Genomic DNA, 25,639 nt, shown 5'->3' on the forward strand with positions numbered 1-25,639 from the left:
AATGACCTGGCATCTCACGCGGCTTCGCCGATCACGCCGGCATAGCCATTGGCTTCGAGGTCGAGCGCCAGGGACTTGTCGCCCGACTTGATGACCTGGCCCTTGTAGAGCACGTGCACGCTGTCGGGCACGATGTGCTCGAGCAGGCGCTGGTAGTGGGTGATGACCAGGAACGCCCGGTCCGGCGCGCGCAGCGCGTTGACGCCGTCGGAGACGATCTTCAGCGCATCGATGTCGAGGCCGGAATCGGTCTCGTCGAGCACGCAGAGTTTCGGCTCCAGAAGCTTCATCTGCAGGATCTCGGCACGCTTCTTCTCCCCGCCGGAAAAACCGACATTGAGCGGCCGCTTCAGCATCGCCATGTCCATGTTGAGCGAGGCGGCGGCTTCCTTCACGCGCTTGAGGAATTCCGGGATTTTCAGCGGCTCTTCACCACGCGCCTTGCGCTGCTCGTTCATGGCCACCTTGAGAAATTCCATGGTCGCGACGCCCGGTATCTCCATCGGATACTGGAAGGCGAGGAAAATTCCCGATGTAGCGCGCTCGGCCGGATCCATTTCGAGGATCGACTGGCCGTTGTAGAGGATGTCGCCTTCGGTCACCTCATAGTCCTCGCGGCCGGCGAGGATGTACGACAGCGTCGACTTGCCGGAGCCGTTCGGGCCCATGATCGCGGCGACCTCGCCGGCTTTCACCGTCAGGTTCAGGCCGCGGATGATCTCGGTGCCGTCATCGACGATGCGGGCGTGCAGGTTCTTGATCTCAAGCATTCTTTGTTTCCTGAATATTTATCTGGGCGTCAGCCCACGGAACCTTCCAGCGAGATGCCGATCAGCTTCTGCGCCTCGACGGCGAACTCCATCGGCAGCTGCTGGATGACGTCCTTGACGAAGCCGTTGACGATCAGCGCAATGGCTTCCTCCTCGGGAATGCCGCGCTGCATGACGTAGAATTTCTGGTCCTCGGAAATCTTCGACGTCGTCGCTTCGTGCTCGAACTGCGCCGTCGAGTTCTTGGCTTCCATGTAGGGCACGGTGTGGGCGCCGCACTGGTCGCCGATCAGCAATGAATCGCAGTTGGTGAAGTTGCGGGCATTGGTCGCCTTGCGGTGCGCCGAGACCTGGCCGCGATAGGTGTTCTGCGAGAAGCCGGCGGCGATGCCCTTGGAGATGATGCGGCTCGACGTGTTCTTGCCGAGATGGATCATCTTGGTGCCGCTGTCGACCTGCTGGTAGCCGTTCGACACGGCGATCGAATAGAATTCGCCTGAGGAATCGTCGCCGCGCAGGATACAGCTCGGATACTTCCAGGTGATTGCCGAGCCGGTCTCGACCTGCGTCCACGAAATCTTCGAACGGTCGCCACGGCAGTCACCGCGCTTGGTGACGAAATTGTAGATGCCGCCCTTGCCCTCGGCGTCGCCGGGGTACCAGTTCTGCACCGTCGAATATTTGATTTCGGCATCGTCGAGCGCGACCAGTTCGACCACCGCCGCATGAAGCTGGTTCTCGTCGCGTTGCGGCGCCGTGCAGCCCTCGAGATAGGAGACGTAAGCCCCCTCCTCGGCGATGATCAGCGTGCGCTCGAATTGTCCGGTGTTCTTCTCGTTCATGCGGAAATAGGTCGATAGCTCCATCGGGCAGCGCACCCCCTTCGGCACGAAGACGAAGGACCCATCCGTGAACACGGCCGAATTCAGTGTGGCGTAGTAATTGTCGGAGGTCGGCACGACCGAGCCGAGATATTTCCGCACCAGTTCAGGATGCTCGCGGACGGCTTCGGAGATCGAGCAGAAGATGACTCCGGCCTGTGCCAGTTCCTTTTTGAAGGTGGTGACGACGGACACGGAATCGAACACAGCGTCGACGGCAACCCGGCCCGACTTGTAGACATTGTCGCTGGCTTCCTCGAACTCCGAGGCGTCGGTCTTCTGGACGCCTGCGAGGATCTCCTGCTCCTTCAATGGAATGCCGAGTTTCTCGTACACCTTCAAGATCTCAGGATCGACGTCGCTGAGCGAAGTCGGTCCGGGCGTGCTCTTGGGCGCCGCGTAATAGTAGATGTCCTGGAAATCGATCTTGGGATAGTTGACGCGCGCCCAGGTCGGCTCTTCCAGCGTCAGCCAGCGCCGATAGGCTTCGAGGCGCCATTCCAGCATCCAGGACGGTTCGTCCTTCTTGGCCGAAATGAAACGGATGATGTCTTCGCTCAGGCCCTTGGGAGCCTTGTCGACGGCGATCTCGGTCTGGAATCCGTATTTGTATTGGTCGACGTCGATCTTTCGGACCCGATCGATCGTGTCCTGCACAGCAGGCATATGCGTTCTCCATCCACGCCGGGGTCAAGGCCCGACAGTTTTCAAACTATGGCACCGCCAAAAGGACGCCCGAGCAGCATCCGCGGCAGCGTAAGTTCAATATAGTGCGCCTCGACCGGAAATTCACCCGGCCAGCATGAAACGCACGGCTCGACCGGGCCAAAGGGCCCAAATCCTTTTTTCTCAAGCATCGGATTTTCCGGTCCGATGCCCCGCTAGGCGGCCTTCTCTCTACCCGCCCGACGCGCGGCAATGCTTGCCAGCGCGGTGCGGAACAGTTCGATGTCCTCGGCGCCGGTCGCGGCACCGACCGAGACGCGCATGGCGCCAAGGCTGTCGCCGTGCCCCATGGCTTTCAACACATGGCTCGGCCCGACCTTGCCCGACGAGCAGGCGGAGCCGGCGGAAACCGCTACGCCTGCCAGATCGAAGGCGATCTGGGCGGTTTCGGCTTTGATGCCGGGAATAGCGAAGAATGTCGTGTTGGCAAGCCTTGGCGCGCCCGTTCCGAAGATTTCCACGTCCGGCACCAGCGTCTTGAGGATGGCTTCGGCCTCGTCGCGACGCTGACGCATAGCACCGATGGCCTTCAGTCCGGCCAGGGCTTCTCGTGCAGCGGCGCCAAACCCGGCAATGCCAAGCAGGTTCTCGGTGCCGCCACGGTGGCCTTTTTCCTGGCCGCCGCCATTGATCAGGGGCGTCGGCATCATCAGGTCGGCCGCGGCAACTATGGCGCCGGCGCCCTTGGGGCCGCCGATCTTGTGTGAGGACACAATCGCATAGTCGGCATATCCAGCCGCCATGTCGACCGAAACGCGGCCAGCGGCCTGCACGGCATCGACGACAAGAATGCCGCCCGCCGACTTGACGATTTCGGCAATGCGATCGATCGGCTGAATAACGCCGGTTTCGTTGTTGGCGGCGTGGATCGCGACCAACGGCAAGCCATCGGCCTTGTCGTGACCGGCGAGCGCCGACGTCAAGGCGTCGAGGTTGAGGATGCCATCGGCGTCGACACCGATCCGCGTTACCTGGCTTGGCGGGAAACGTCCGCCATTCAGCAGGCACGGATGGTCGGCCTCGCACACGTAGAGCCGGCTCATGCGAATGGCGCCGCGCCCCATCCGCCAGTCCGGCGTCAGAAGCGTCGAGGCGGCCTCGGTCGCACCTGAAGTGAAGACGACATGTTCGGCCTTGCCGTTGACCAGTGCCGCCACGTCGCGCCTGGCATTGTCGACAAGCCTGCGTGCGGCGCGCCCCTCGGCATGCACCGAAGAAGGGTTGGCCGCATCAAACGCCGCGACCATGGCCTCGCGCGCCGCTGAAAGCAGCGGCGCACTGGCATTATAGTCGAGATAGGCGCGTGTCGCGGCCATTTTTGTCCAGTTCTTCCCGTCAGAAGCCATTCCGCCGACGTATGGCGTTATTTCCTTGAAATTCCAAGGCAAGCCGTCCTATTTACGCGGCTTGCGGCGAGCGCGACCGGGCGATTGCGTTTCGGCCAGCCAGTTTTGAACAGTTCTAAACTAGCTTCTATGAAGACGCTCGCCCTGCGTCAAGGTCTGTGCAAGCGGGGCCAGAGGAAGAGTTTCCCGGCACCGCGCACTTGTATGTCACGTGGAGTATTTCATGCCTGAGGTCATTTTCACCGGTCCGGCCGGCCGCCTGGAGGGACGCTACCAGCCCTCGCGGGAAAAGAGCGCGCCGATTGCCATCGTGTTGCATCCGCACCCGCAGTTCGGCGGCACGATGAACAACAAGATCGTCTACGACCTCTTCTACATGTTCCAGAAGCGTGATTTCACCACGCTGCGCTTCAATTTCCGTGGCATCGGCCGCAGCCAGGGCGAGTTCGACCATGGTACCGGAGAGTTGTCGGACGCGGCGGCGGCGCTCGACTGGGTGCAGTCGCTGCATCCGGATTCCAAGAGCTGCTGGGTCGCCGGCTATTCCTTCGGTTCGTGGATCGGCATGCAGCTCCTGATGCGCCGGCCCGAGATCGAGGGCTTCATCTCGATCGCGCCGCAGCCCAACACCTATGATTTTTCCTTCCTGGCGCCCTGCCCGTCTTCGGGCCTGATCATTCATGGCGACGCCGACAAGGTGGCGCCGCCGAAGGATGTGCAAGGACTGGTCGACAAGCTGCATACGCAGAAGGGCATCACCATCACGCAGAAGACCCTGCCCGGCGCCAACCACTTTTTCGCCAACGACGCCGATCTCTTGATCGAGGAATGCTCCGATTATCTCGATCGACGGCTGGCGGGAGAATTGTCCGATCCGAGGCCGAAGCGGCTGCGTTAAGACGTCAGGCCGGGCGTATTCGCGGGGGTATGGGCGGGCGGTCAATATCCGCCTCCTCGCCACATGGCGTGCCGCGGTCCGGCAGCGACTTATTTTTCTGGAGCAATAAGCCGGAACGATGATTTGCGGACCGGCAAACCTGAAGTTGTCGGCCGGAAGATGAAACCGAGCCTGGCAAAGACCAGTCCGCACGCCAGCGCGAAGGCACAGCCGAGGCCGAAGCCGGCGACGGTGTCGCTCGGATAGTGCGCGCCGACGAAGATCCTGGTCGAGGCGATGCAGCCGGTGACCACCAGGGCGATGTACCAACGCCGCGGAAACAAAAGCAGCAGGATACCGAAGACGGCGCCCATCGTCGTGGCATGGCCGGACGGAAAGCCAGCAAAGCGCGCATCGAAGGCAAAGGGGTGCAGTGCAAGGACGCCAAAATCCTGGAAGTAGAGCGGGCGCGCCCTGCCAATGGCATATTTCAGGACATTGACGGTCAGGCCCGACAGGCCAACGGCGCTCAGCACCAGAAAAGCCAGACAAGTCCAGCTGTAGACCAGCATCTGCGCGCGCCGCGGAAGGCTTCGCCAATCCGTCAGATTGGCCGCGACAAGCAGAAGCGCGGACGGGATGAGATACCAGCCGCCCAGCCCGAACTGCGTGAAGAATTCGGCAAGCCTGGCGGCACCCGCCGACCATTGGCCATGAGCCACCCCCGCCGGCGTATCGAGACGAACAAAGGCCGCTGCCGTCAGAAAGACCCAGACCAGTCCCCACGCCCACCATGAGATGTTTGGATAGCGAGCGGGCCGAACGGCGAGGCGCCGCCTTGCGATCCGTAGGGTGTCGCGAAAATTGCCGAGGGACCGGCGTCCTATCCCGAGGGGGGAGTTGGTAACTGGTGGGCGTGATTTCACGAGCATTGGAAACTGGACTCTGTCATCGACCCAGCCGTCATTGGGCTACACGATAAAGGCCGAGCGACAGTTTGTCTCCCGACGAATAGTTGAGGCCATCGATTTCAGCGACGCGGTTCACCGATTTGCCTCGCACCGACAGCATGCCATTGAGCTTCTGCTCATCCCTGATGGGGGCCAGCCCCAAGGCACAGGCAGGATCGGCGAGCAGGTGCTCCGCCACGCCTCCGACATCGGTCAGCACCGTTTTCGTGCCGACCAGAAACACCAGGCTCGGCTCCTGATATCGCGCCGAGGCCAGCACCGTTGTGTCGCATGCCTGGTTGGCAAGCACGGCTTGCCTGATCGCCGGGCTCAGCCACATCGGTTTCAGCGACGGCGCGATGACCCCGAACAGCAAGGCATAGGTGATGCCCGCGCAGGCGGCGGTGGCTCCGATGCGAGGCAGCGGCACCTGTAACTGCCTGGAGAATGCGAGATAGCCGGCGCCGAGTGCTGACGCTGCCGCAGGAATGCTCCACCACGAGAAGCTGTGCGTAATGTAGATCGGTGCCCCGACACAAACCGCCGCCAGCCCGAGGCTGACCACCACCAGACCGAACGCGGTCGACCACCACAACCACTGCTGCCAGCGCTTGAGCGGCGCATTGGCGTCCTGCGGCGACAACGTCAGCACCCAGCCGATCAGCAGCGCCATGCCGGGATAGGCCGGCAGGACGTAATGCGGCAGTTTGGTCGGGATGAGTTCGAACACCAGCCAGAACGGAATGTACCATGCCAGGCAAAAGCGCAGCCTGAAATCGTCGCGCACTCGGTTGAGGGCCTGCAGGCCAGCGCCGACCGCGATCAGGCCGAACGGCCACATGAACAGCGAATAGGTCAGCATGTAGAAGCCAGGCGGCAGGCCGTGCGATTCCTCGCCCGACGCGACCTTGTTCAGCATATCCTTGCCGACGGCTTCCTGAAAAAAGGCGCCGCCGCTCTTCCAGCCGATAAAAGCGACCCAGGGCAGCACGATGAGCAAAACGAGCGCGACGCCGCGCACCAGCTTCAGCTTCAAAAGCCAGCGCCAGTCGCGTTCGAAAGCAAACAGCGCGGCCGCCGTCAGCAGTGACAGAAGCGGGGCCACGGGCCCCTTGATGAGGATCCCGACGCCTTGCGCGAACCAGAATATCCACGGCAGATGGCCGGCCACCGGCTCGTTGCGGCGCGACGCAAGGTAGACTTGTGCCATCGCGCCCTGCGCGGCCACGCAACAGGCCAGAAGCATGGCATCGGTTTTGGCGTCGCGTCCCTCGAACGCGGTTGCGAAGATCGCCGCCATCATCAGGCCGGCGGCAAGGCCGGCATTGGCGCCGAACAATTTTGTGCCCGTCCAGCCGATGCCCAGGACAGCGAGCGCGATTCCGAGCATCGAGACAAGGCGGTACACCCAGATCGGCGCGGCCGCGCCCTCGCCGCTCAATGCGACAGCAGCCGATTGCAGCCAGTAGATGCCGATCGGCTTCTTGTAGCGCGAGACATCCTGGAAGCGGATGTCGATATAGTCGCCGGTTTCGGCCATCTGCTTGGTCGCCTGGACAAAACGGGATTCATCGCGGTCGATCGGCGGAAGGCTCGCCAAGCCGCTGATACTCATGACCAAGCTGAACAGGAAGAGGAAGAGGTAGTTTCTGTTCATCGCGGGAGCTTTCCGGATCTGATCTGCGGGATGACCCCGTCGCGGCGTGCAGGCGCTGCCCTTGCGCGGCGCCTCATTACGCCAGCGGCATGGATGAGGCAAGGATTGGCAAATTCCCTCCGCGCCGGCCGCAAAACAGGATTCCACTTTTGCTGATCGCGGGCTCCTTGTTGGCGCGCGATCCGACGCAAAACAGGATTCCACTTTTGCTGATCGCGGGCTCCTTGTTGGCGCGCGATCCGACGCAAAACCGGATTCCACTTTTGCTGATCGCGCTTGGGTGCTAAACGCGCGCGTTCACATATGCCCGGCTGGACCGGGCATACGCTTTCGGGAAAAAACCATGCCTGCCTTCAAATCCGATTTCCTGCGCACCATGAGCGAGCGCGGTTTCATCCACCAGACCTCGGATGATGCCGGTCTCGACCAACTCTTCGCCAAGGAAACGGTGACGGCCTATATCGGCTTCGACGCCACCGCCAGAAGCCTGCATGCCGGCTCGCTGATCCAGATCATGATGCTGCATTGGCTGCAGCAGACCGGCCATCGGCCGATCGCCCTGATGGGCGGCGGCACGTCGATGATCGGCGATCCCTCCTTCAAGGACGAGGCGCGCAAGCTGCTCACGCCGCAAGACATCGACGACAATCTTGCCGGCATCCGCCGCAACTTCATGCCCTACCTCAAATTCGGCAGTGGTCCGAACGATGCGGTCATGGTCAACAATGCCGACTGGCTGATGGAGATCAACTACGTCAATTTCCTGCGCGATGTCGGCCGGCACTTTTCCGTCAACCGCATGCTTGCGTTCGATTCCGTCAAGTTGCGGCTCGATCGCGAGCAATCGCTGTCGTTCCTCGAATTCAACTACATGATCCTGCAGGCCTATGATTTCGTCGAACTCTACAAGCGCCTCGGCTGCCGCCTGCAGATGGGCGGCTCCGACCAATGGGGCAACATCATCAACGGGATCGATCTCGGTCGCCGTATGGAAGATGCGCAACTCTATGCGCTGACCACGCCGCTGCTCACCACCTCGTCCGGCGCCAAGATGGGCAAGTCGGCGTCGGGTGCGGTCTGGCTCGATCCGCAGATGCTGAGCCCTTACGAGTTCTGGCAGTACTGGCGCAACACCGAGGATGCCGACGTTGCCCGGTTCCTGAAACTCTACACCACATTGCCGCTGGACGAGGTCGCAGGGCTCGAGCGACTGGGCGGCTCCGAGATCAACGAGGCAAAGAAGATCCTCGCGACCGAGATCACCGCCCATCTGCATGGCCGCGCGGCCGCCGAACAGGCCAGCGAGACGGCGCGAAAGACTTTCGAGGAAGGCGCTCTGGCCGACACTTTGCCGACCGTCGAGGCGGACAAGGCCGCGCTCGAAGCCGGTGTCGGCATCCTGTCGCTACTGGTCAGCGCCGGGCTGGCATCATCCAATGGCGAGGCACGGCGGCATATCCAAGGCGGCGCCGTGCGCCTGAACGACCAGCCGGTCAGCGACGATCGCCGCATGGTGACGCTTCAGGATCTGAGTCCGGAAAACGTCATAAAGCTTTCATTGGGCAGGAAAAAACACATCCTGGTCAGGCCGGCATGAGGCCCTTGGAGCCGTTTCCTGGAAACGGCTCCCACTATTTGTCTTGGCGCAGTTCCGGACGGAAAACCGGTTCACACTTTTCCTGGAATTACTCTAGCGGTACTCGAAGATCGACCTGAATATCCCCGGCGCGATCACCGACAGCGGATTGACGTCGAGCACCGGCTTGTTCGCATTTCCCCTGAGGCGGTAGGTGACGCCGATTAGGCCGCGGTCGCGGCCGTTGCCCAGAAGCGCGCCGACGATGGGCAGCTCGCCAAAGATGCGGTTGAGGCCGTAGACCGGCATGAAAGTGCCGGTCATATCCATATTGTTGTTCTGGTCGTAGAGGATGCCTTGGAAGGTCGTGCCGATGCGCGGGCCGCGCAGCACGCCATTGGTCAGCCGGAGATAGCCGCTGCCCTTGTCGATTTCGGCGTAGCCGCGCTCGAACTTCACCCGCGACGTGTCGAGCTTGCCCTTTACCGCCTGGTTGAGGCTGCGGCTGTCGCCGGCCGGCGTGGTCGAGACGATGGAGGCGAGCTTGGGTTCGTTGACGACAAAGAAGTTGGTGGTGTCGACCTTGCCCTTCATCGGCCCGTCGCTGGCCCCGGTCAGCGCCAGCGTGATCGATCCGCCTTCCATGTGCTCATAGATGTTGAGGAACCGCAGGATGGCGCCGGCGTCCGCCGACTGCACATTGAGCGAACGCCTGCCGTCGCCGGTGGTGTTGCTGATGGCGATGGCGGCGCCCGAACTCGCCGTCGCGCTGACCTTCAGTCCGTTCACCCGCGAACCGGCCGCACTGTAGTCGAGCTTCAGGTTGGAGAGTTGCTCGTCGTGGAAACCGGTGAGCTGATTGACGTCCGCACTGACCGAAATGTTGTCAGTTCCTGTCGTTTTGGTCGCGGTGTCCACATCGGATGTGAACTGCTTGATCAGCGAACGAGCATCAAGCGCATTGCCATTGATGCCGACCGCATAGCCCTTGCCCGATCGCTTCACCGACACGGAAACATCATCGCCCCGGTTCAGGGTGACCCTGCTGAACTTGGCCGACGACAGCGCGCCGTTGACCAGCACGATGCCGCCATCGATGGAGAATGTCTTGCCACCGAGGTCGAAGTCGGACAGCGTCGTGGTGTCGCCGGACTTGGTCATGACGAAGTTGGCGCTGGCGGGAACCCCCGCCCCCTTGCTCCAGCCAGCCCAGGGAATGTCCAGCCTGGCATTGGTCAGGTCGACCGAAACGTTCTGGTTGCCGTTGCCGCTCTTGTCGATCGCGACCTTCACCGTTCCGCCAAGCAGCGGCGTCAGGCCGGGCATGGCGGCGGCGCGGATCTTGTCGTCGAGCACAAGGGCGACTTTGCGGCTGCGCGCCGGTCCATCATCCGCCAACGGCTCGACGAGATCGAGTTCGGCCGGAATGCCGTTCAGCGATGCCTTGGCCGAAATGACGGCCTTTTGCGGGTCGACCGTGATCGAGCCGTCCGCGTCCGTCACGGCCTGCCCCTCGAACGGCTTGGCCAGGGACAGGCCGGTGTAGTCGAGCGACACCAGCCAATCGAGCTTCGCGGTATCAACGCCCGACTGCAGCGGAATGTCCGCCTTGACGTGGCCGGTGACGCTGCCGGAAAGATCCTCAGGCAGGATGCCGACATGGCGCATGGCGTTGATCGGTTCGTAGGAGGCAAGCTCGGCGACGGCCGGCGCCTCCCCCTCGACATCGATGTCAAGTGCGCCGATGACCGGCGGACGGTTGGCGGCCTTGACCGTCAGCGTGCCGTTGCTGGCCGCCACCGTGCGGCCACTCGGCATGAAGACGGTGCCCGAAGACAAGGATACGTCGACATCGTTGCCGTGGAATCCGACCAGGCCCACCGCGTCGCGGATCGGCGGAATGCGGCCGGCAGTGTCGAAACGCGCGCCTTCGATCTGGAAGCGGCCGAAGACCTCGTCGGCGGAAAGCGGCACGCCATTGCCGAGGCGATCCGGCACCACCTGGAACTGCAGGCTGCCGTCGACCACGCGGCCGCCGAACAGATTGTTCAGCACCCAGAGCCGCGCATTGCGCGCCGAAAACCACGGCCACAGCTGTTTGACGTGCGAGACCGGCATGTCATGGATGTTGAGCGCCAGATTGATCCCGGGAGCCTTGCCCTCCGCGAATTCCACGGCCGCGGTGCCAAGCACCTCGCCGGACCCGGCGGACCGAACCGCGATCTGCTCGGCCACCAGTTTATGGCTTTGCGGCTGGTAGATGCCGGCGATGCGCGCCAGGAACATCAGCGCGGGCTCAGGAGATTCCGATGGAGCCAGGGTCGAACCGTCGCTGGTCAGATCGTAACGGTAGGAGGGTTCCTCACCAGCCACCCCGGTTGCTGGTTTTGGCCCGATCGAGCCGCCGAAATCGAATGAAGACCTGCCGGTTTTCAAGAGCAGCCTGTCCACCTGGATCTTGTTGGAGCCATGGACAAGCGTCGCATTGACATCGGCATCCGCCGGCAGCAGCCCGCGTGTGCCGAGATCCAGCACGGACCCGGTGGACGAAAGGGCGGCCGTCAAGCGTGATGCGGTGGCACCTGACCCTTCCGATCCTGTCAACTTCAGCGCGACGGCACCAAGCTTGCCGGAGCCGGCAGCGGTGGCGCCGGCATCCGCCAGATTGATGCTGGCATCCAACGCCGTCACCCGGTGCGCCGCGATATTACGGGTGGCGGAGGCTACAACGGTGACTGTCCTGCCGTCGACGTCGGCTTCGGAGGTGAACTCCATGCCGCCCGGCCCCGACTGAACCACGGTGGCGTCGGCGATCTTGATCAGCTTGATCGATCCAGCGTCGGGCAGCACGAACTCGACATTGCTGAGATCGATCCGGCGCATCGAATCTTCCCGCACGGCGTCGAGCGCACGATGGATGTAGCCGAACACCGCGTCCGACAGCTTCTCCGGATCGACGAGGCCGCTCTCGTTGCGCAGCGCCGCGGTCCAGTCGCCGCCGGACGGCATCGCGGCCATGACGATGCGGGCATCGGATATCCTGGCACTGGTCAGCCGCACCTCGCCCCACAAAAGCGGCACCAGGCGGATACCGAAGCGCACACGCCCGGCATCGGCCATGGGTTTGCCGTCCGATGTCTTCAGGCTGACATCGCTCACCTGCAGCGCCACGAAGCTCGAACTGTCGAGCGTGATGCGGGCGGGCCCGACCGCGACATCGACGTCGACGCCCGCCAGCCTCTCGATGGCGCTCTCCGCCTCGACGCGGAGCCGGTCCGAACCAATGCCGGAAAGGCCGACGAGATAGACCGCCGTCGCGGCCAGCAGCATGAACGCGACCACGCCGGCAAACACGCGCGAAAGGATGCGAAAACCGCGGCCGATCGCCGCCTGGCCAAGGGGCGGGACGCGGCACGCGGACGGCAGGGCCCCCAGGTCGGTGATTTCGTCCCGCCTGAACCGGATTTTCTCGTGCTGCGGTTGCTCCTGATCCACGCAATCTTCCGTTGTACAAACTCGCTCGTGGACGAATCCCCGGTCGACACTATATCGGTGTGGCTTCGCGCGTAACCTCAAACAAGGGCATCGATATGGCTGACCTGGAAGTAGCCGATCCCGCGCCGCAATTCGATCTGCCGCGGGACGGCGGCGGATCGCTCAGCCTGGCCGCATCCGCCGGCAAGCCAGTCGTGCTCTATTTCTATCCGCAGGACGATACGACAAGCTGCACGCAAGAGGCGATCAGCTTCTCGCGGTTGAAGCCGGAATTCGAGAAGGCCGGCGCTGTCGTCATCGGCCTGTCGCCCGACAGCGCCAAGAAGCACGACAAGTTCAAGTCGAAATATGATCTCACCATCGATCTTGCCGCCGACGAGGAGCGCAAGGTGATCGAGGCTTACAATCTGTGGGTCGAGAAATCGATGTACGGCCGCAGATACATGGGTGTCGAGCGCGCGACATTCTTGATCGGCAGTGACGGACGGATTGCCAAGATCTGGCGCAAGGTCCGGGTCAAGGGCCATGCCGAGGCCGTTCTGGAAGCCGTTCGCGCGCTTTGAGCGTCGCCAAAGCCCGCGACGCAAAAGACGATCATGGGGCTATTCGTCAGGCACCGCGTCGGCTTTCGGCTGCCGCCGCGTCTTCCAGGATTTCGAAACATGGTCCACATGGTCGGCCAGTGCGGCGAGATGACCGCGCAAGCCGCGCGCACCCATCATCGACGACAGCGCGACCGATTGCGTGGCGAAGCGGCGCTTGAAATCCTCGCCGCCGCAGAGAAAATCAATCGTGGCAAGGCCACGGTCGAGCGACCACTGGATATAGTCCATCATCAGCACCATACCCGGCGAGGCGCGCTCGTGTTCGGGGTCGTAGGTGGTGACGAAAGCCATCATCGTGCCGTGCTGCTCGAAGTTGATCGAGACAGCGATGATCGTGTCGTCAAGCTCAAGCACGAAGATGCGCAACAGCCCGAGGTCGGCCAGCACGGAAATAAGCGCGGTGAGAACCGGCGAGCCCTCATCGAACAGATCCGAAGCGCGGCCATGCCGAACGAGCCAGAGCCGCTTCAGCGTCGCCACCCGCTCGAGCACCGGCTCGCGCGGGTCATCCGCATCCAGCAAGCGGAAACGCAATGCGCCGCTCTCTTCCATGAACTTGCGGCCACGACGATAGTTCTGCCGGCCCTTTTTCGACAACGTCTCGAACCATTCCGCCCCACTCCGCCAGGGACCAGTGACACGATAGCTGATTTCACCGCGGTGGTTGGGCCGAAGCGCCTTGCCATGGGCCGGGCGCAGCAGGGCATGAACACCGGCATCCGGCAGCAGACGGTTGAGGTAGATCAGGTCGAAGCCGCCCTGATCGAAAACATACTGCCAAAGGCGGGAGATCGCCTGCGGGTCGCTGTCGGGTGCAACCAGCGCGTCACCATAGTCACTGTGGTCCTTCGCCGCCCATTCGAGCATGCGGATGCCGGAGCGCCTGAAGGTCGCGAGCGCTATCACGCCCTCGAGCCGGTCGCCGTTCCAGGCAAGCCCAATCCTGAGTGCGCGCCGCTCCTGATGCGGGGTGGTGCGCCACCAGGCCGCGATCCAGTCGGGATGCTGGAAGACAAACCCGCCAGCCCGCTGCCAGAGCGTGCTCCAGGCCGGTGCGATCTCGGCCAGGCGCCCCGCCGATGTCACGATTTCGAAGGTGTGTGTCCGCTGGATGGAAAGCGTGACGGGGGCGTTCATGGCCGTGTCCCTTCCGATGGTCGCGCGGTCCGTGGCTGTCGCTTTCCAGGCCGGATACGCCTGGCAATATGACCCCACATCCGCTTCAGCGGCATGACATAAAGGCCGGCGAGCGACTGGTAGTCGCGCACATCGCGGTCGACCAGTCCGAACTTGAAGTCCTCGTCGGGCCTCGGCACACACAATGTTCCAAAGAGCCGGTCCCAGAACGAGAAGAGCAGCCCGAAATTCTTGTCGTAGTGGCGTGGATCGACGCTGTGATGCAGCTGGTGCCAATGAGGACACAGGATCAAGTTGTTGAGCGGGCCGAACGAGATCTTGAAATGCGTGTGCCTGACAAAATCCATCATCAAGATGTTCCGCATCACATAGACGTTGACGCCAAAGACCGTCAGTTCGACAAGGTTAAGCGAAATCAACGACCAGAGGCCGAAGCACAGCCCCACGATGAGCCCGTCCCAGGCTCGGTTCATCAGCTCGTCGAGCGGATGGACCCTATCCTTGGTGATCCCGACCATCACCTCGGCCGAGTGATGCACCTTGTGCAGCTCCCAAAGCATCGGATAGCGATGCTGGGCGACGTGATAGAGATAATAGGAAATGTCGTAGGCGAGCAGCATGCTGATGGTGAAGATCAGCACCGTCACCGGTCCTGCCGGCCCCTCGATCAGAGGCGGCTGAAACTGGAACAGTGTCGAAAACAGCCAGTTGGTCCCGTAGCCCACCGCCGTGACGAAGACAATTCCGGCGGGCAGCATCAGGAAAGGCATCAGGGCCTTCTTGGTGACCCAGAACAGCAGGTCGGCTTTCGCGGAGGGATGGGTGATGACCTCATGGGGGACGACGAACTCGAAAAACTCCTTCCAGCTCTTCTCCTCGACCGTGCGCCAATAGGCCACGAGCGCGCTGACAAAGGCCGTCAGCAGCAAAAGCCCGGTCGCCAGCAGACTGGCGCCCGAAATCTTGTCGACGATCTTGCCAATCAGGTCGTCCAGCATTCCTACCGCCACGATGAATCCGAAATACCGGCAAGCCTTTACTCGAAAAAAGTCAATTAAACGCAATCGAATACAGTTAAGAAACCTGGACCTTGCTCAGCGCGTGACTGACCGCTGCTGGTGGAACATTGGGGCTCTTCGCCAACGATTTCGCGACGTAGCGCCGTCCCTGGCGATTCCCATGCAACCTCTTGCCTGCATTGCGGGCGTTCGGCGTGGCGCAGCTGATACGGCAAGCCTTTGTTAACCCTAATAATGTGTAATCAGGCTGTCGTGGTGTCGTAACGAAAGCTTGGTCCCGTGAACGCAACCGGTCAGTCCGCAGTCTTCGGCAGGCGCAAGGAACCGCATACGATCATCATCGCCCGGGGCGACCAGATCAGGCACTTCACGATCCGCCCCTGGTTGGCGGCATTCATTGGTTCAGCACTCGCCGCCATTGCCATCGGCTACCTCCTGGCCACATCCTATCTGGTTCTGCGTGACGACCTGATCGGCGCCACCACGGCGCGCCAGGCTCGCATGCAGCAGGCTTACGAGGACCGCATTTCGGCGCTTCGCGCCCAGGTCGACCGCATTACGAGCAGGCAGTTGCTCGACCAGCAATTGATGGAAACCAAAGTCAGCGAACTGCTCGAGCGCCAGACGCAGCTGAGCCAGCGGCATGGCCGTCTCGGCCCACTGCTCGAACGTGCCGAAGGTGAGGTCGGAACGGTGCCCGCCGAAGATCCGGCCGCGGCCGCCAAGCCGGACAAGGGCGCCGAGGTGACCGGCAGCATCGGCCAGCCAGCGCAGAACTACGCGATTGCCAGCTTGGGCGCAGACCTCGGCACCGCCGACACAAGGCCCTTCTCCTTGTGGTCGACCCGCACCGATCCGCTGCCCAGCGACTCAGCCGCCGATCACGCCGACAGGCTGTTCGTTTCGATTAACCAGTCGCTGAAATCCATCGAGAATGAACAGCTCAGCCGCATCAACACGCTCGCTGACAATGCCTATAAAAGCGCCGATGCCATCCAGCAGGCGCTGCGGACGGCCGGGCTGCCGGTCGACAGTGATTTCGGCAAGAACGAAAGCGATGTCGGCGGACCGCTGATTCCGCTCGACTCGTCGATGATCTTCGACAGCAAGGTCAAGGAACTGGACGAGGCGCTGGATGCGCTCGATCACCTAAAGAAGGAAGCGCGCCGGTTGCCGCTTGAAAACCCTGCCCCTGGCCACTCCGTCACCAGTCCGTTCGGCGTGCGCACCGATCCCATTCTCGGGACGGCCGCTTTGCATTCGGGCATGGATTTCAGGGCCCCGATCGGCATGGCGGCCAAGGTCACCGCGCCCGGCATCGTAACCAAGGCCGGCTGGAATGGCGGCTATGGCCGCATGGTCGAGATCGACCATGGCAATGGCTTTGCCACGCGCTACGGACATCTCAGCGAGATCGACGTGACGGTGGGCGAGAAGGTGGACGCCGGCGCCGTCATCGGCAAGACCGGCAGCAGCGGGCGCTCGACCGGCCCGCATCTGCACTATGAAGTGCGTCACAATGGCGAGGCGATCGATCCGCTGCGCTTCCTGACTGTCGGCAGGAAAGTCGCCCAGTATCTCTAACAAGATCGACCGCTGGCTTGCTGAATCCGGAGCCGTCGGTGCCGGTCAGGCACACCTCTCCTCGTCATGCGGTATCCCGCACCGCCGTAAACCGTCATATCCGCGGCTCCCCGCGTTCCGAATCATTTTTGAATTCCATTTGACTGAATAAATATTTGATGCGAACCTTACGTCAGGTGGAGGCGCAAGGCATGGCATTGCGGGGGACCAATCAGGAGTTCGGGCGGCCGTACAACCGGCGCATCGTGCTTGAGTCCATCCGCCGTCATGGCCCGATTGCACGTGGCGACATCGCCAGGCACGTCGGGCTCACCGTGCAGACCGTGTCGACCATCGTTCGCGAACTGGAGGAACAGGGCTACATCCTGTCCTTGCGCGAAGAGCCGAAGGGGCGTGGCCTGCCACCGGCGACGCTGCGCATCAACCCGGAAGGCGGCTATGCCGTCGGCATCCACCTGACGCCGCTTGGAATAGACGCCGCGCTGATCAATCTCAGCGGCGACGTCATCGAGAGTTCACGCCGCGAGGCGTCCAACGCGACGCCCGATCACGCGTTCGACCAGATTGGCGCCATGGTCCGCGACCTGACGGGCAAGCGGCCAGGCGGCCGCGTCATCGGCGTCGGCATGGCGCTTCCCGGCCCGTTCGATGTGGACTCCATGAGCTTTGTCGGCCCGACCACGATGACCGGCTGGAAGCATGTGGCGCTGCGTGAGCGGCTGACGGCCGCGACAAGATTGCCGGCGTTCTTCGAGAGCGACATGGCCGCCGCCGCGATGGGCGAGCGGCTTTATGGCATCGGAGCCCGCCATTCCGACTATTACTATCTCTATTTCGGCGTCGGACTTGGCGGCGCGATGATGCATGACGGCAGCGTTCTGCGCGGCGCCTGGGGCAATGCGGGCGAGATCGGCCACATTCCCGTGGTCCCCGATGGCGAGCTTTGCCCCTGCGGCAACCGAGGCTGCCTCGAGCGCTACCTGTCGCTCGAGGCGCGAGGCCGCCGGGCCGGCAACGACGCCGATTGGGTGGCGCAAGTCGGCCCGATCTTCCGCAACACCATCGCCATTATCGAAAACCTCTTCGATCCAGAGACGGTCGTGCTCGGCGGCCTGGCGGCATCGGAACTGCTCGAGCGCCTGGCGGACGCGGCCGAACCGCTGCACAATTCGGTTTCGGCACGCGCGGACCGCAAGACGCCGCGTGTCGTCGTCGCCGGCGGCGGCCAGCATGCCGTGCTGCGCGGTGCGGCGGCGCTCGCCGTTTCAGGGGTGTTGTCGCCACGCTTCGGCCAGATGTTCGCCGCCGAACGCGAGCGCGGCCGCGACATACTTTCGGCCAGGGAGATTGCCGCATGAGCGAACCTCTGCTGGTGCTCGACAACGTGACCAAGAACTACGGCGCGATCGAAGCGCTGAAGGGGATCAGCTTTTCCATCGGCAAGGGCGAAGTGGTGGCGTTGCTCGGCGACAATGGCGCCGGCAAGTCGACGCTGGTCAAGATCATATCTGGCGGTCTCGAACCGACCTCCGGCCGCATGCTGTTCGAGGGCAAGGAATTCCTGGCCCGGTCGCCGGCGGAAGCCAAGGCGGCGGGCATCGAGACCGTCTACCAGGACCTGTCGCTGTGCACAAATGTCGATGTGGTGGCCAATTTCTTCATGGGCCGCGAGATCACCAGGAAGGTGCTTGGCATTCCGGTGCTCGATGAGCGCGCCATGGAAGCCGTGGTCGGCAAGGCGCTGGCCAGCGCCGGGACCCGCATTCCTTCGCTGCGCACCAATGTCGAGCATCTCTCGGGCGGCCAGCGGCAGGCCATCGAGTTGAACCGCTTCGTGCATTGGGGCGGCAAGCTGGTGCTGCTCGACGAGCCGTTCGCCGCGCTTGGCGTCGAGCAGACGCGGCGCGGTCTCGACATGATCCGCCAGGTGGCGAGCCAGGGCATCGGCGTCGTCATCATCACCCATATCATGCAGCAGGCTTTTCAGGTCGCCGACCGGATCGTGGTCATCCGGCAAGGCGTCGTGGCAGGCGATGTCGCACGCAACAAGACAAGTCCCGATGCGGTGATCAACATGATCACCGGAGAGACGCTTGCCGGTGCCGGACCGGCGGGCCGAGGGACATAGAGGGGTCCGGCTTAACAGGGAGCCAACGACATGAAGCGAATACTTCTTGCTGTCTTCGGTATCCTGGCACTGGCCTTTGCCACGCTCACGCCGGCATTCGCCCAGTCCAAGGGTATTGTCTACTACATGGTGCCGACATTGCTCGACGAGTTCCAGACCGGCTCGGTGAGCGCGCTGGAGCTGTTCCTGAAACAGACCGGCTACGAGATGAAGACGCTGAACGCCGACAACAAGACCGACGCGCAGCAATCGCAGATGAACGACGTCATCGCGCTGAAGCCGGCGGCGATCATCCTGGCCGCCGTCGATTTTAATGCGCTGAAACCATCGATCGAGGCAGCGCGCGCCGCCGGCATTCCGGTGGTCGAGTTCGACCGCCAGATCACGTCGACACCGTCCGACTTCACGTCGGTCGCGGGCACTGTCGAGATCGGCTACGTCGCCGCAGAGCAGGCCGAAAAGCTTCTGAAAGCCAAGAACGGCTCGGTGAAGGGCAAGGTCCTGCAGGTGCTTGGCGATCCCGGCGATCCCTACACGCTGGACATCCAGAAGGGTTTCGAGGAGAAGATGAAGGCGTTCCCGGACGTCAAGATCATCTCGCTGCCGGCCATGCAATGGGAGGCCAGCAACGCCGGCACCATCGTTGCCGACCAGATGTTGGCCAACCCCGACATCGACCTGATCTTCAGCCATGCCGCACACTTGTCGGTCGCCGCCGTCGCCTCGCTCGAGGCCGCCGGCAAGAAGCCTGGCGACGTCATGCTGATGAGCTCGAACGGCGCACCGGTCGGCCTCGACCTGATCCGCAAGGGCTGGCTCAACGTCGAGGTCGAGCAGCCGCTTTACGCACAGGCCGCTGCCGTCGCCATGTTCATGGACAAGGTCGTCAAGAAGGAAGAGATCAAGCCCGGCGAATACGATGTGCTTGGCCTGAAATCGACCCTCACCAAGGAAGCCTGGGGCCCCAACATCAAGATTCCGGGTGCCGCGATCACCAAGGAAAACGTCGACAACCCGGCTTTCTGGGGCAACCAGAAGCCGCCGACGGATACCGTCAAGTCGGTCGAATAGACAGATGGCCCGACCGCTCCGGGCCATACCCGGCCCGGAGCCCTTCCCTGCCCGAATGAAACGAGACGCAGGCAACCTGCCGCGGCCTTGATCCCGCGCGCCAACCGGATCGACACATGAACCCTCGCACACGCCATGCCCTGGAGTTCGTCCTCGACAATCTCGTCTGGTTCATGCTGCTTTTTGTCCTGGTCGTCTTCTCGCTCTTCATCCCGAACTATTTCCAGCTCGGCATCTTCGCCAACATCATCGAGGCGTCGAGCGTGCTCGGCGTCATGTCGATCGGCCTGGCGCTGGTCATCATTGCCGGGCACATGGACCTGTCGGTCGAATCCGTCGCCGCGCTCAGCGCCATGGTGGTGGGCATCCTGTTTTGTTCCTCGGGCATCGGCCTCGGCGTGCGGTTGCACCCGGAATGGCTGATGGTTCCGGTCTCGCTGCTGCTGGCGCTGGCCGTCGGCGGCCTCATCGGCGCCTTCAACGGCTATCTCGTGGTCAAGGTCAAGATGAGCGCCTTCATCATCACGCTCGCCTCCTACATCTGGGTGCGCGGCCTGGTGCTGGTCATTTCGGGCGGCCGCTCGGCACAGGACCTGGCACCCGCCATCCGCTGGTTCGGCATCCAACGCCTGGTCGGCCTGCCGCTTACCGCCTGGATCGCGGTGGCCTGTTTCGTGGTGTTCTCGCTGATCATGGCCAAGACCCCGTTCGGCAGGCACCTGGTGATGATCGGCGGCAATGAAACCGCGACCTTCCGTGCCGGCATCCGGGTGAACCGCAACCTGATCATCGCCTTCGTGCTCGCCGGCGCCATCGCAGGGCTGGCCGGCTGGCTGCTGGCGATCCGCACCTCGGGCGCCACCGCCAATCTGGGCGTCGGCCTTCTGTTCAACGCCTTCGCGGCCGTGGTTATCGGCGGCGTCAGCCTGAAGGGCGGCGTCGGCACCTTGCCTGGCGTCTATGCCGGAGTGCTCCTGCTGTCGGCCATCAACACGGCGATCAACCTGATGGGCCTGCCCGCCAACTTCACCCAGGTCATCCATGGCCTCTTGGTGCTGGCCGCCGTGCTGCTCGACGCATTCAAGCAAACCATTCGCCAAAGACTGGCGTGACAGGACGGCTCGCATGACCGGACGATTGAACGACAAGGTGGCGCTGATCATCGGTGGCGCGCGCGGCATCGGCAAGGGCATCGCGCTGCGCTTCGCCGAGGAAGGTGCGAGGCTGGTGCTCGCCGACTCCGAGACCGAGGCCGGGCAGGCAAGTGCGGATGAGCTCGGCGTCCCCTTCATCCGCACCGATATCTCGCGAATGAGCGACGCCGAGGCCGCCGTGGCGCTTTCGTTGCAACACCATGGCCGCCTCGACATCATCGTCCAGAATGCCGGCATCTATCCCTGGCAGTTGATCGAGAATACCAGCGCCGACGACTGGGACCGCGTCATGGCGGTCAATTTGCGCGGCACCTTCAACGCCAGCCGCGCGGCCCTGGTGCCGATGAAGGCGCAGCGCTTTGGCCGCATGCTCTACACCTCCTCCATCACCGGCCCGCACGTCACCAGCCCCGGCCACGGCCACTATTCGGCTACGAAAGCAGGCATCAACGGCTTCATTCGCGCGGCAGCGCTTGAATTCTCCGGCTATGGCATAACCGTCAACGGCGTCGAACCCGGCAACATCCTCACCGAAGCCATCCAGGAGCACCGCGGCGCCGCCTATATCAAGAACATGGAGGATTCGATCCCGCTCGGCCGGCTCGGCAGCCCGCGCGACGTGGCCAACGCCTTCCTGTTCCTCGCCTCGGACGACGCCAGCTACATCACCGGGACGACCATCGTGGTCGACGGCGGGCAATTGCTGCCCGAGGGGAAGGATTTCCGTATGGTGCCGCCGTGATACCGCATTCGCCAGCGGCCGGCTCTCAGCTGACTTGAAATGCGGGTTTGAATGGTGGGCGATGACGGGCTCGAACCGCCGACATCTTCGGTGTAAACGAAGCGCTCTACCAACTGAGCTAATCGCCCGCTCCGGGCCGGACCTTTAAGCGGTCGGGACTTGCTTCGCAAGGCCAAATGAGTGCGGGATGCCCTGTTCGCAGGCCGGATTTGCGAACAAAATGCCGGCTGTCAAAAAACCTTCTCCTGTTTGGCGTTATGATGGTTTGGTGCGCTTGACACCCGGTAGCGAACCCCTTATCCAGCGCCCCAACGACGAACACGGCTGACACGTGCTCGTCAATGCGCGGGTGTAGCTCAGTTGGTTAGAGTGCCGGCCTGTCACGCCGGAGGTCGCGGGTTCGAGCCCCGTCACTCGCGCCATTTCCCTCAAGGATGATGATCCTTGGCTCCGGGGAAATGCCGACAAATTGTCAAAATTCTCTCCAGGAACAGCGTTCCGAAGGCCTTCTTCGGCAGGTTTTTCTTGGGTCTAAAAGCACCCATGCATGAGCGATGCCGTAACCACGACGCGATTCCTGTGGGTCGACAAGCAACGGACCAAGCGGCCCTGCAGACGCGACCGAATTGGTCGTTGCGAATCTGCTTGCGCAATCGCCCACAAAAGGCTCGATTCATGCCGCAGGCAGCCAGATTGGAGTATGCTGCCGGAATGGCATGGAGGACGTAATGTCAATTGCACCGAACATTTCCACGCGAACGATATTCACGCTGCTTTGCCTGGGCGGCGCGACGGCGGCCGCATCCGTCCTTTTTCCCGCCGCCGCGTCGGCCGACCGGCTGCAGCGATGCGCTCGCGAGGGGGAGATCTGCCGCCTGCCCTATCCCGCCGAGGTCGTCTACGGCGCCAGGGGCCGCACGACCTCGCGTTACATCGAGCGCAACGCGATACCCTGTTCGAACCGCATTTTCGGCGATCCCGCGCCAGGCAGGGAAAAGTTCTGCTTCATTGTGAAGCGCGACCGTGACGAGTCGAACGACGACTACGATCAGCCTCGCCGCGAGCAGTGGGCGGTCTGCGCCGAGGAAGGCGAATTCTGCGACTTCTATGGCCGCAAGGTGGTCAGGTATGGCGCCCGCGGCCGGTTCACGCAGGACGTGTTCCGCAATGGCGTTCAATGCGACAACGATGCATTCGGTGATCCCGCTCCCGACCAGGGAAAGCGCTGCTACGTCATGCAGTAGCTTCTCAATGCCCACTGGCACGGGACCCGGAGGCCAGAACGGTCTGGCTCCGGGGACCCCGCGAGCCCTGAGCAGCCTCAGCGCTTGGCCAGCAACGCCTCGACCTCCTGCAATGTCGGCATCGACGGTGCCGTGCCTGGTCGGGTCACCGAAATGCCAGCGACGGCGCAGGCGAAGCGCACCGCCTCCAGCGGCTCCACGCCTCGTGAGAGTGCTGCGGCCAGTCCGCCATTGAAGGCGTCCCCCGCGCCGGTGGTTTCGACGACAGGGCCGGCACTGATGGCGGAAATATGCTCGGAGCGATCCTTCGTGTGCAGGAGCGCGCCCTTGTCGCCCAGCGTGACGATGACCGTGCCGACGCCCTTTTCGAGCAGCTTGCCGGCGGCGGAGCGGGCCTCGTCGACCGACGAAACTTTCAGCCCCGTCAATTCCTCCGTCTCTGTCTCGTTCGGTGTAAGATAGTCGCACAGTGTGTAGATGCGGTCGGGAAGCTTTGCCGCCGGTGCCGGGTTGAGGATGGTCGTCACCCCGGCCCCGCGCGCGATCTCCAACGCCCGCATCGCGGCATCGATCGGCTGTTCGAGCTGCGTCACGAAAACTCCGGCGCCCCTGATAAGGTCGGCATTGGCTTCGATGTCCTCGGGCGTGATCAGCATGGCAGCGCCGGGGCTGACGATGATGGCATTGTTGCCGCTTCCCTCCTCGACGAAGATATAGGCGGCACCGGTGTAGCTGTCCGGCGTGTCGATGGCGGCGCTCTTCACGCCGGCATCCTTCCAAGTCCGCTTGGCCATGTCGGCGAAGGCATCGACACCGAGGCGGGTCAGGAAAGCGACGCCGGCCCCCAGCTTGCCAGCGGCCACGGCCTGGTTCGACCCCTTGCCGCCTGGCCCCAGCTTGAAGGAATTGCCAAGGATCGTTTCGCCCATGCGCGGCTGGCGCTCGGCCCTGTAGGCAGTGTCGGCGACAAACACACCGAGGATGACGACCGGCTTGCCCGAGGCCATGCCGCTACTCCGCATCCGGCGGCACGACGCCCTTGCGGAAGGCAAAGCAGCCGTAGAAGCGGCGTTCGCCGGTCTGGATGACGCAATAGGCCTGCTTGGCGCGCTCGTAGAAGGCGTAACGCTCGACCGGCACCATCGGCCAGGACTTGCCCTCCGCGGCGTCAATCTCTTTCTGGACTTCCTTCTGCACGGCTGGGATCTCGCCCGGCTTTCCGACGATCTCCATCCGGGCGGCGGAATCATCGACGAAGGTGTCCAGCGGGTAGAGCGACAGAACCGCCTTGACCACTTTCGCGGCCGGCGCATCGATGCGCAGCACCCGACCGAGCGCCGTCTGGCGCGCCACCGAATCGGACGGGAAGTTGGTGTCGGCGATGATCAGGTCGTCGCCATGCCCCATCGCCCGCAATGCCTGGAGCACGTCGGCATTGAGCAACGGATCGATCCCTTTGAGCATGATGGTCCTCGTGAAGTGCGTTTGAGATCAGAGACGCTTGCCGGTCTCGGCGTCGAACAGATGGATATGGTCGAGCCTTGGCCGAAGCTTCAGCGTATCGCCGGGCTTGAAGTCATGACGCTCACGGAACAGCGCCACCATCTCGCCGTCGCCGAAGCGGAGGAACACCAGGGTTTCCGAGCCGGTCGGCTCGACCACGGAAATCTTCGCCGGCACGCCATCGGGATGGATTTCGAGATGTTCGGGGCGCACGCCATAGACGACGGAGCGCCCTTCCTCGACGGTGTTGTTCGGAGCCACCGGGAATAGCGTTCCGGCAATCTCGACGCCGCCCTTGCGCCCGATACCCTTGAGCAGGTTCATCGACGGCGAGCCGATGAAGCCGGCAACGAAAAGGTTCGCCGGCCTGTCGAAAAGCTCCAGCGGCGCGCCGACCTGTTCGATGCGGCCATCGCGCATGACGACGATCTTGTCGGCCATCGTCATGGCTTCGATCTGGTCGTGGGTGACATAGATGGTGGTGGTCTTCAGCCGCTGGTGCAGTTCCTTGATCTCGGTGCGCATCTGCACGCGCAGCTTGGCGTCGAGGTTCGAAAGCGGCTCGTCGAACAGGAATACCTGCGGATTGCGCACGATGGCGCGCCCCATGGCGACGCGCTGACGCTGGCCGCCGGAAAGCTGGCGCGGGTAGCGCTTCAGATAGGGGCTGAGGTCGAGGATGTCGGCGGCGCGCTTGACCCGCTCGGCAACCACGGCCGGATCGGTCTTGCGCAGTTTGAGGGCGAAGGCCATGTTCTGCTCGACCGTCTTGTGCGGGTAGAGCGCATAGTTCTGGAACACCATGGCGATGTCGCGCTTGGCCGGCGGCAGATGGTTGACGATCCGGTCGCCGATGGCGATCGTGCCGCCGGAGACCGTCTCCAGCCCGGCAACCATCCNTTCAGACGTGTGCTCTTCCGATCTCGACAAGCACGACGAACTGGCCATCGGCGATGTCGACGCTGACTTCGTGCAGAACCTTGACGGTTCCAAACGCCTTGGCCACATTGCTGATCGCGACTTGAGCCATCGTTCCCCCATCGGCTCCACTGGCCGTAGGCGCAGAAGCTAACCAACGCGACCGGTCAGGGCAAGTCGGTCTCTTATAGATAAAAACCCGTCGTCGTTGACACGGCGTTTGGTTGTGAGAATAGTGGCGAGCGCCAATCCGAAC

General features: G+C 62.9%; 21 protein-coding genes, 2 tRNA genes and 1 pseudogene. 11 read left to right on the top strand and 13 right to left on the bottom strand.

Features of this window, described 5'->3' with window-relative positions; all coding sequences use genetic code 11:
- Nucleotides 1-14: 14 nt before the first annotated feature.
- From sufC to X742_RS150780, 4 genes are read right to left on the bottom strand one after another with little or no spacing between them, the layout of a single operon-like run.
- Nucleotides 15-770 (bottom strand): Fe-S cluster assembly ATPase SufC, encoded by a 756-nt coding sequence (sufC, locus tag X742_RS150790; RefSeq protein ID WP_023773200.1) that lies wholly within the window; start codon nucleotides 768-770, stop codon nucleotides 15-17.
- Between the two features lie 29 nt (nucleotides 771-799).
- Complete coding sequence (gene sufB / locus X742_RS150785) at nucleotides 800-2,317, bottom strand: Fe-S cluster assembly protein SufB (RefSeq protein WP_023773201.1); 1,518 nt, start codon at nucleotides 2,315-2,317, stop codon at nucleotides 800-802.
- A 41-nt stretch (nucleotides 2,318-2,358) separates the two neighbouring features.
- Entirely contained in the window at nucleotides 2,359-2,508 is a 150-nt protein-coding gene (locus X742_RS1000000174060; RefSeq protein WP_023783858.1) for a hypothetical protein, read from the bottom strand.
- A 24-nt stretch (nucleotides 2,509-2,532) separates the two neighbouring features.
- Entirely contained in the window at nucleotides 2,533-3,693 is a 1,161-nt protein-coding gene (locus X742_RS150780) for a cysteine desulfurase family protein (protein ID WP_023773202.1), read from the bottom strand.
- A 253-nt stretch (nucleotides 3,694-3,946) separates the two neighbouring features.
- On the opposite strand from X742_RS150780, the gene X742_RS150775 reads away from it, so the two are divergent.
- A complete protein-coding gene (locus tag X742_RS150775; protein WP_015318172.1) occupies nucleotides 3,947-4,621 on the top strand; it encodes an alpha/beta hydrolase in 675 nt (224 codons plus the stop codon).
- Nucleotides 4,622-4,710: 89 nt separating this feature from the next.
- Here the strand turns inward: X742_RS150775 and X742_RS150770 are convergent, their stop codons facing one another.
- Both X742_RS150770 and X742_RS150765 read right to left on the bottom strand, forming a co-directional pair.
- Nucleotides 4,711-5,322 (bottom strand): phosphatase PAP2 family protein, encoded by a 612-nt coding sequence (locus X742_RS150770; protein WP_245273892.1) that lies wholly within the window; start codon nucleotides 5,320-5,322, stop codon nucleotides 4,711-4,713.
- Between the two features lie 241 nt (nucleotides 5,323-5,563).
- On the bottom strand, nucleotides 5,564-7,207 hold the full coding sequence (locus X742_RS150765) for a glycosyltransferase family 39 protein (protein WP_023773204.1): 1,644 nt from the start codon (nucleotides 7,205-7,207) through the stop codon (nucleotides 5,564-5,566).
- A gap of 343 nt (nucleotides 7,208-7,550) precedes the next feature.
- On the opposite strand from X742_RS150765, the gene tyrS reads away from it, so the two are divergent.
- Nucleotides 7,551-8,804: a tyrosine--tRNA ligase gene (gene tyrS, locus X742_RS150760; protein ID WP_023773206.1), complete on the top strand. Its 1,254-nt coding sequence runs from the start codon at nucleotides 7,551-7,553 to the stop codon at nucleotides 8,802-8,804.
- A 93-nt stretch (nucleotides 8,805-8,897) separates the two neighbouring features.
- Here tyrS and X742_RS150755 read toward each other — a convergent pair whose 3' ends face one another.
- Nucleotides 8,898-12,278: a DUF3971 domain-containing protein gene (locus tag X742_RS150755; protein WP_023773207.1), complete on the bottom strand. Its 3,381-nt coding sequence runs from the start codon at nucleotides 12,276-12,278 to the stop codon at nucleotides 8,898-8,900.
- 95 nt (nucleotides 12,279-12,373) lie between these two features.
- Here X742_RS150755 and X742_RS150750 point away from each other — a divergent pair, with 95 nt between their 5' ends.
- Complete coding sequence (locus X742_RS150750) at nucleotides 12,374-12,841, top strand: peroxiredoxin (protein WP_023773208.1); 468 nt, start codon at nucleotides 12,374-12,376, stop codon at nucleotides 12,839-12,841.
- A gap of 39 nt (nucleotides 12,842-12,880) precedes the next feature.
- Here the strand turns inward: X742_RS150750 and X742_RS150745 are convergent, their stop codons facing one another.
- Entirely contained in the window at nucleotides 12,881-14,020 is a 1,140-nt protein-coding gene (locus X742_RS150745) for a GNAT family N-acetyltransferase (RefSeq protein WP_023773209.1), read from the bottom strand.
- Complete coding sequence (locus X742_RS150740; RefSeq protein ID WP_023773210.1) at nucleotides 14,017-15,018, bottom strand: sterol desaturase family protein; 1,002 nt, start codon at nucleotides 15,016-15,018, stop codon at nucleotides 14,017-14,019. The genes X742_RS150745 and X742_RS150740 overlap by 4 nt, the downstream gene beginning before the upstream one ends.
- A 300-nt stretch (nucleotides 15,019-15,318) precedes the next feature.
- On the opposite strand from X742_RS150740, the gene X742_RS150735 reads away from it, so the two are divergent.
- The 6 genes from X742_RS150735 (at nucleotide 15,319) to X742_RS150710 (ending at nucleotide 21,718) form a co-directional block, all read left to right on the top strand.
- Entirely contained in the window at nucleotides 15,319-16,623 is a 1,305-nt protein-coding gene (locus X742_RS150735; protein ID WP_023773211.1) for a M23 family metallopeptidase, read from the top strand.
- A 191-nt stretch (nucleotides 16,624-16,814) separates the two neighbouring features.
- Nucleotides 16,815-17,981: an ROK family transcriptional regulator gene (locus X742_RS150730; protein WP_023773212.1), complete on the top strand. Its 1,167-nt coding sequence runs from the start codon at nucleotides 16,815-16,817 to the stop codon at nucleotides 17,979-17,981.
- Nucleotides 17,978-18,751: an ATP-binding cassette domain-containing protein gene (locus tag X742_RS150725; protein WP_023773213.1), complete on the top strand. Its 774-nt coding sequence runs from the start codon at nucleotides 17,978-17,980 to the stop codon at nucleotides 18,749-18,751. The genes X742_RS150730 and X742_RS150725 overlap by 4 nt, the downstream gene beginning before the upstream one ends.
- Before the next feature lie 30 nt (nucleotides 18,752-18,781).
- A complete protein-coding gene (locus X742_RS150720; protein ID WP_023773214.1) occupies nucleotides 18,782-19,822 on the top strand; it encodes a sugar ABC transporter substrate-binding protein in 1,041 nt (346 codons plus the stop codon).
- 116 nt (nucleotides 19,823-19,938) lie between these two features.
- Complete coding sequence (locus tag X742_RS150715) at nucleotides 19,939-20,934, top strand: ABC transporter permease (RefSeq protein ID WP_023773215.1); 996 nt, start codon at nucleotides 19,939-19,941, stop codon at nucleotides 20,932-20,934.
- A gap of 13 nt (nucleotides 20,935-20,947) precedes the next feature.
- A complete protein-coding gene (locus X742_RS150710; protein ID WP_023773216.1) occupies nucleotides 20,948-21,718 on the top strand; it encodes an SDR family NAD(P)-dependent oxidoreductase in 771 nt (256 codons plus the stop codon).
- 52 nt (nucleotides 21,719-21,770) lie between these two features.
- Here X742_RS150710 and X742_RS150705 read toward each other — a convergent pair.
- Nucleotides 21,771-21,846: transfer RNA gene (locus tag X742_RS150705), tRNA-Val, on the bottom strand.
- A gap of 217 nt (nucleotides 21,847-22,063) precedes the next feature.
- Between X742_RS150705 and X742_RS150700 the strand changes: the two genes are divergently transcribed.
- Both X742_RS150700 and X742_RS150695 read left to right on the top strand, forming a co-directional pair.
- Nucleotides 22,064-22,140, top strand: a tRNA-Asp gene (locus X742_RS150700).
- 306 nt (nucleotides 22,141-22,446) lie between these two features.
- Complete coding sequence (locus X742_RS150695) at nucleotides 22,447-22,962, top strand: hypothetical protein (RefSeq protein ID WP_023773217.1); 516 nt, start codon at nucleotides 22,447-22,449, stop codon at nucleotides 22,960-22,962.
- 77 nt (nucleotides 22,963-23,039) lie between these two features.
- On the opposite strand, the gene rbsK is transcribed toward X742_RS150695, so the two are convergent.
- The 3 genes and pseudogenes from rbsK to ugpC form a co-directional block, all read right to left on the bottom strand.
- On the bottom strand, nucleotides 23,040-23,969 hold the full coding sequence (gene rbsK, locus X742_RS150690) for a ribokinase (protein ID WP_023773218.1): 930 nt from the start codon (nucleotides 23,967-23,969) through the stop codon (nucleotides 23,040-23,042).
- A 4-nt stretch (nucleotides 23,970-23,973) separates the two neighbouring features.
- Nucleotides 23,974-24,426 carry an RbsD/FucU family protein gene (locus X742_RS150685; protein WP_023773219.1) on the bottom strand — a complete coding sequence of 151 codons (453 nt, stop codon included), beginning with the start codon at nucleotides 24,424-24,426 and terminating at the stop codon, nucleotides 23,974-23,976.
- A 27-nt stretch (nucleotides 24,427-24,453) separates the two neighbouring features.
- Nucleotides 24,454-25,495, bottom strand: a pseudogene (gene ugpC / locus X742_RS01000000170280) (sn-glycerol-3-phosphate ABC transporter ATP-binding protein UgpC).
- Nucleotides 25,496-25,639: the final 144 nt, after the last annotated feature.

It is taken from the genome of Mesorhizobium sp. LNHC229A00, from assembly GCF_000502415.1.
GTDB lineage: Bacteria > Pseudomonadota > Alphaproteobacteria > Rhizobiales > Rhizobiaceae > Mesorhizobium.

What these genes read in the sequence shown, in the direction of transcription:
- X742_RS150745 (WP_023773209.1), bottom strand. Translation starts at nt 14,020, where the DNA reads ATGAACGCCCCCGTCACGCTTTCCATCCAGCGGACACACACCTTCGAA.
- sufB (WP_023773201.1), bottom strand. Translation starts at nt 2,317, where the DNA reads ATGCCTGCTGTGCAGGACACGATCGATCGGGTCCGAAAGATCGACGTC.
- X742_RS150730 (WP_023773212.1), top strand. Translation starts at nt 16,815, where the DNA reads ATGGCATTGCGGGGGACCAATCAGGAGTTCGGGCGGCCGTACAACCGG.
- X742_RS150695 (WP_023773217.1), top strand. Translation starts at nt 22,447, where the DNA reads ATGTCAATTGCACCGAACATTTCCACGCGAACGATATTCACGCTGCTT.
- X742_RS150685 (WP_023773219.1), bottom strand. Translation starts at nt 24,426, where the DNA reads ATGCTCAAAGGGATCGATCCGTTGCTCAATGCCGACGTGCTCCAGGCA.
- rbsK (WP_023773218.1), bottom strand. Translation starts at nt 23,969, where the DNA reads ATGGCCTCGGGCAAGCCGGTCGTCATCCTCGGTGTGTTTGTCGCCGAC.
- X742_RS1000000174060 (WP_023783858.1), bottom strand. Translation starts at nt 2,508, where the DNA reads ATGCTTGAGAAAAAAGGATTTGGGCCCTTTGGCCCGGTCGAGCCGTGC.
- X742_RS150710 (WP_023773216.1), top strand. Translation starts at nt 20,948, where the DNA reads ATGACCGGACGATTGAACGACAAGGTGGCGCTGATCATCGGTGGCGCG.
- X742_RS150715 (WP_023773215.1), top strand. Translation starts at nt 19,939, where the DNA reads ATGAACCCTCGCACACGCCATGCCCTGGAGTTCGTCCTCGACAATCTC.
- sufC (WP_023773200.1), bottom strand. Translation starts at nt 770, where the DNA reads ATGCTTGAGATCAAGAACCTGCACGCCCGCATCGTCGATGACGGCACC.
- X742_RS150765 (WP_023773204.1), bottom strand. Translation starts at nt 7,207, where the DNA reads ATGAACAGAAACTACCTCTTCCTCTTCCTGTTCAGCTTGGTCATGAGT.
- X742_RS150740 (WP_023773210.1), bottom strand. Translation starts at nt 15,018, where the DNA reads ATGCTGGACGACCTGATTGGCAAGATCGTCGACAAGATTTCGGGCGCC.
- X742_RS150720 (WP_023773214.1), top strand. Translation starts at nt 18,782, where the DNA reads ATGAAGCGAATACTTCTTGCTGTCTTCGGTATCCTGGCACTGGCCTTT.
- tyrS (WP_023773206.1), top strand. Translation starts at nt 7,551, where the DNA reads ATGCCTGCCTTCAAATCCGATTTCCTGCGCACCATGAGCGAGCGCGGT.
- X742_RS150775 (WP_015318172.1), top strand. Translation starts at nt 3,947, where the DNA reads ATGCCTGAGGTCATTTTCACCGGTCCGGCCGGCCGCCTGGAGGGACGC.
- X742_RS150725 (WP_023773213.1), top strand. Translation starts at nt 17,978, where the DNA reads ATGAGCGAACCTCTGCTGGTGCTCGACAACGTGACCAAGAACTACGGC.
- X742_RS150780 (WP_023773202.1), bottom strand. Translation starts at nt 3,693, where the DNA reads ATGGCCGCGACACGCGCCTATCTCGACTATAATGCCAGTGCGCCGCTG.
- X742_RS150750 (WP_023773208.1), top strand. Translation starts at nt 12,374, where the DNA reads ATGGCTGACCTGGAAGTAGCCGATCCCGCGCCGCAATTCGATCTGCCG.